5 protein-coding genes and 1 pseudogene are annotated in these 4,458 nt (G+C 67.9%); 4 read left to right on the top strand and 2 right to left on the bottom strand.

Going from position 1 to position 4,458, the window contains the following annotated elements; all coding sequences use genetic code 11:
* The 4 genes and pseudogenes from ACXJKL_RS15410 to ACXJKL_RS15425 all read left to right on the top strand — a co-directional run.
* Positions 1-545, top strand: a pseudogene (locus ACXJKL_RS15410) (hypothetical protein); the annotation flags it as partial.
* A complete protein-coding gene (locus ACXJKL_RS15415; protein WP_457207914.1) occupies positions 542-1,489 on the top strand; it encodes a carbohydrate ABC transporter permease in 948 nt (315 codons plus the stop codon). The pseudogene ACXJKL_RS15410 and the gene ACXJKL_RS15415, both read left to right, overlap by 4 nt.
* Positions 1,489-2,322: a carbohydrate ABC transporter permease gene (locus ACXJKL_RS15420; protein WP_457207915.1), complete on the top strand. Its 834-nt coding sequence runs from the start codon at positions 1,489-1,491 to the stop codon at positions 2,320-2,322. The genes ACXJKL_RS15415 and ACXJKL_RS15420 overlap by 1 nt, the downstream gene beginning before the upstream one ends.
* 6 nt (positions 2,323-2,328) lie before the next feature.
* Entirely contained in the window at positions 2,329-3,588 is a 1,260-nt protein-coding gene (locus ACXJKL_RS15425; RefSeq protein WP_457207916.1) for an ABC transporter ATP-binding protein, read from the top strand.
* 65 nt (positions 3,589-3,653) lie between these two features.
* Here ACXJKL_RS15425 and ACXJKL_RS15430 read toward each other — a convergent pair whose 3' ends face one another.
* The gene (locus ACXJKL_RS15430; protein WP_457207917.1) at positions 3,654-4,301 is read right to left on the bottom strand and encodes a DUF1707 SHOCT-like domain-containing protein; all 648 of its coding nucleotides are present in this window, start codon (positions 4,299-4,301) and stop codon (positions 3,654-3,656) included.
* 9 nt (positions 4,302-4,310) lie between these two features.
* Positions 4,311-4,430, bottom strand: coding sequence for a M15 family metallopeptidase (locus ACXJKL_RS15435; protein WP_457207918.1), 120 nt, complete (start codon positions 4,428-4,430; stop codon positions 4,311-4,313).
* Positions 4,431-4,458 lie beyond the last annotated feature (28 nt).

Below are 4,458 nucleotides of genomic sequence, written 5' to 3' on the forward strand. Positions count from 1 at the left end.
CATCTGGGGCAACTACGGCGACGACCGGCTCGGGGACGACATCGGCTTCGCCCGCTACCCGGCGACCGTCGAGGGCGAGCAGTCCCGACATCTGGGGCAACTACGGCGACGACCGGCTCGGGGACGACATCGGCTTCGCCCGCTACCCGGCGACCGTCGAGGGCGAGCAGTCCCGACCGCCCTACGGCGGGATCGGGATCGGCGTCAGCTCGACCACGGACAACGAGAAGGAGGCCATCGACGCGCTCGAGTGCCTCACCAGCCCCAAGAACCAGGCCCTCAACGCCGAGCTGACCGGCAACATGCCGTCCAGCGCCGCCGGCTACGACGAGCAGGGGGTCAAGGACCTGTTCCCGCCCGAGCTCATCGCCCTGTTCCAGGAGTCGCTCGAGACGGCCGCACCGCGCACGGTGTCGCCCTACTGGAGCGACATGTCCAGCGCCATCCAGAGCACCTGGCACCCGCCGTCGGGGGTCAGTCAACAGACCCCGGAGGAGTCCAAGACCTTCATCGAAGAGATCCTGAACGGAGAGTCGTTGCTATGAGCACCGCCGTCGCACCCGACTCCAAGCGGGACACCAGTCGCGCCGCCAAGGCCCCCGCCAGTGATCGCTCGGTCGCCGAGAACAGGCTCGGGCTGAGGCTCGTCGCACCCGCGGTCATCATGATGCTGCTGGTGACCGCGTGGCCGATGCTCCAGGCCCTGTACCTCTCGCTGTTCCGCTACAGGCTCACGACGCCGGACGACCGGGAGTTCGTGGGGATCAGCAACTACACGACGGTCCTGACCGACCCCCTGTTCTGGCAGGACACCTGGAACACCGTGATCATCATGGTGATCACGGTGGCGGTCGAGCTGGTCATCGGCTTCGCGTTCGCGATGGTGATGCACAAGATCGTCTTCGCCCGCGGCGCGATCCGCACCTCGATCCTCATCCCCTACGGCATCATCACCGTCGTCTCGGGCTACGCCTGGCAGTTCGCCTTCTCGCTCAACAACGGCTTCGTCAACAGCTGGCTGCCGTTCGTCGCGGACGACTTCAACTGGTTCGGCTCCCACTGGCCGGCCATGTTCGCGATCATGGTCTCCGAGATCTGGAAGACCACCCCGTTCATGGCCCTCCTGCTGCTCGCCGGGCTCTCGCAGGTCTCGGAGGACATGCTCGAGGCCGCCCAGGTCGACGGTGCCACCTGGTGGCAACGGTTGTGGAAGGTGATCCTGCCCAACATGCGGGCGGCGATCATGGTTGCGGTGCTCTTCCGGGCCCTCGACGCCTACCGCATCTTCGACAACATCTACGTGATGACCCGCGGCGCCCAGGACACCGAGTCGATCTCCTTCCTCACCTACCGCCAGGTGATCGAGCAGATGCAGCTCGGGATGGGGTCTGCCCTCTCGGTGCTGCTGTTCATCTCGGTGCTGCTCCTGGCGTTCGGCATCGTCAAGCTGTTCAAGGTCGATCTGGCACAGGCGAGGGGTGAGGGCTGATGAACAAGCACCAGAACAAGATCGGCACCTGGGTGGGCTTCCTGTTCATCCTCGTGTGGTGCCTCCTGCCGGTCGCGTGGATCATCTCGATGTCCTTCAAGGGCCCGACGGAGACCGCTACGGGGAGCCCGCAGTTCCTGCCCATCGACCCGACGTTCCAGAACTACAGCGACATCGTGGACAACCCTGACTTCAGGGACTCGCTGATCAACTCGTTCGGCATCTCGGCGATCTCGACGTTCCTGTCGGTGATCCTCGCGACGCTGGCGGCGTACGCCATCGCCCGGCTCGAGTTCAAGGGCAAGCGGATCGTGCTGTCGCTCGCGCTCGCGATCGCGATGTTCCCGGTGGTGGCGCTGGTGGGCCCGTTGTTCGACCTGTGGCGCACGGTCGGCATCTTCGACACGTGGCTCGGCCTGATCATCCCCTACATGTCGTTCACGCTGCCGCTGGCGATCTGGACCCTGTCGGCGTTCTTCCGGGAGATCCCGTGGGAGATGGAGCAGGCCGCCCAGGTGGACGGCGCGACCTCGTGGCAGGYGTTCCGGAAGGTGATCGTCCCGCTGGCGGCTCCCGGTGTCTTCACGGCCGCGATCCTGACGTTCTTCTTCGCGTGGAACGAGTTCGTGCTGGCCATCTCGCTCACGTCGACCACGGCGTCGCGCACCGTGCCGGCGCAGCTGTCGTTCTTCGTGGGACCCGACCCGTTCAACCCGCCGTACGGGCAGCTGGCCACCGCCTCCGTGGTGGTCACGATCCCGATCATCATCATCGTCCTGCTGTTCCAGCGAAAGATCGTCGCCGGGCTCACCTCCGGCGCAGTGAAGGGTTGATCTCACATGGCTGCCATTGACATCAAGAACATCGTCAAGAAGTACGGCGACGGCTTCCCCGCCGTCAACGACATCAGCATCGACGTCGCCGACGGGGAGTTCATGATCCTCGTCGGGCCGTCGGGCTGCGGGAAGTCGACCCTGCTGCGGATGATCGTGGGCCTCGAGGACATCACCTCGGGCGACATGATGATCGGCGACAAKCGGGTCAACGACCTCGCGCCGCGGGAGCGCAACCTGGCGATGGTGTTCCAGAACTACGCGCTCTACCCGCACCTGACCGTCTACGAGAACATCGCCTTCCCGCTGCGACTGGCGGGGGCCTCGAACGACGAGGTGGACAAGAAGGTCCGGAACGCGTCCAAGACCCTGGAGCTCGACGAGCACCTGGACCGCAAGCCCGGCAACCTGTCGGGCGGCCAGCGCCAACGCGTGGCCATGGGGCGAGCGATCGTGCGCGACGCGGACGCGTTCCTCTTCGACGAGCCGCTGTCCAACCTGGACGCCAAGCTGCGTGGGCAGATGCGCACCGAGATCTCGCGGCTGCAGAAGCGGCTGGGGATCACCACCGTCTACGTCACCCACGACCAGACCGAGGCCATGACCCTCGGCGACCGGGTGGCCGTGCTCAAGCGGGGCGTGCTCCAGCAGCTCGCCACCCCGCGCGAGCTGTACACCAACCCGGGCAACCTGTTCGTGGCCGGCTTCATCGGCTCCCCACCGATGAACTTCCTCCCCGCGGAGGTCGACGGCACGTCGGTCAAGCTGCCGTTCGGCACGGTGGAGATCCCCCGGGAGCGGGCCGAGCGAGCCCAGGGCAAGGGGCTGCTCATCGCCGGTATCCGGCCCGAGCACTTCGAGGACGCCTCCGTCAAGGACGACGTCCCCGCGGGCTCGACGTTCCGGGCCAAGGTGGACGTGGTGGAGTGGCTCGGCAACGAGGCGTTCGCCTACATCCCCTTCGAGGCGCCCCCGGAGGTCCAGGAGCAGCTCACCCAGCTGGAGAGGGATCTCGACGGCGACCAGATGCGCACCCAGCTCGTCGTGTCCCTCGACGGCGCCAGCCGCATCTCCGAGGGCGACGAGGCCGAGATCTGGGTGGACGCGACCAAGATCCACCTCTTCGATCCCACGACCGGCGAGAGCCTGACGGTCGACGAGTCCCGGGCCGGTCGGATCCCCGAGCGCGAGGACCCCGAGGCCATGGCGCGGGCCGAGAAGATGGCCGACCAGGGCGAGCAGATCCACTCGGCCGAGGAGGTCTGAGCGCTGCACCGCGTACGACGAGGCCCGCCCCGCATCTCGGGGGGCGGGCCTCGTCGTACGTCGGGTCAGTAGTGGCCGAGCATCTTGCGCGGGGTGCCCGGCGGCGGCAGCCGCACGACCTGGACCGAGCCCATCAACGCCAGGCCACGGACCCGGACGGTCGGCGAGTCGGGGCCGAGCTCGGCCGCCACCTTGTCCTTGCCCTGGCCGTAGTCACCCATGATCGGGGTGCCCTCGACCACGGCGTGCATGTGCGCGGGGATCAGGATCTTGACCTCGCCCATGATGGCGCTGGCGTTGATCGTGACCTCCCGGGTGGCCAGGACCGCCTGCCGCAGGTCGAGGGTGATGTTGCCCATCAGCGTGAACGCCGCGTGGTGGGCGGGGACGAGCCACACGCCGCGGCGCTTGCACTCGCCCATGATCGCGGTCGAGGACGCGTGGCCGACGACGGGGGCACCGCCCGCGAGCGGCACCGTCGGGGCGGCCGGCGGAGCGGGCTGCACGACGTGGAGGTCGGCCGTGATCGGCACCAGGTCGGCGTACGTCTTGGCACCGAAGGTCAGCTCGAGGCGTTCGTCGAGCTCGTCCAGGTCGAGCCGGCCCTCCCCCGCTGCCTCGCGCAGCACCTCGGCCACCCGGTGCCGGTCGGCGTCCGAGATGCGCATCCGGCTCGGGTCCCCCGGGACGTTCGTCCCCTCCAGCTCGCCCATGGCGGCAGCCTACCGATCGTCGCCTGCGGCACCCCACCGATCGTCGCCTGCGGCGACGTGCTGGAAGTCCTGGGACGACACCCACGTTCCACCCCACTCCCAGCCGAGGCGCGCGAAGGCCGCCACCACGACGTCGTCGGCCCGGATGTCTCCCGGG

Source organism: Nocardioides sp. P5_C9_2 (assembly GCF_054049555.1).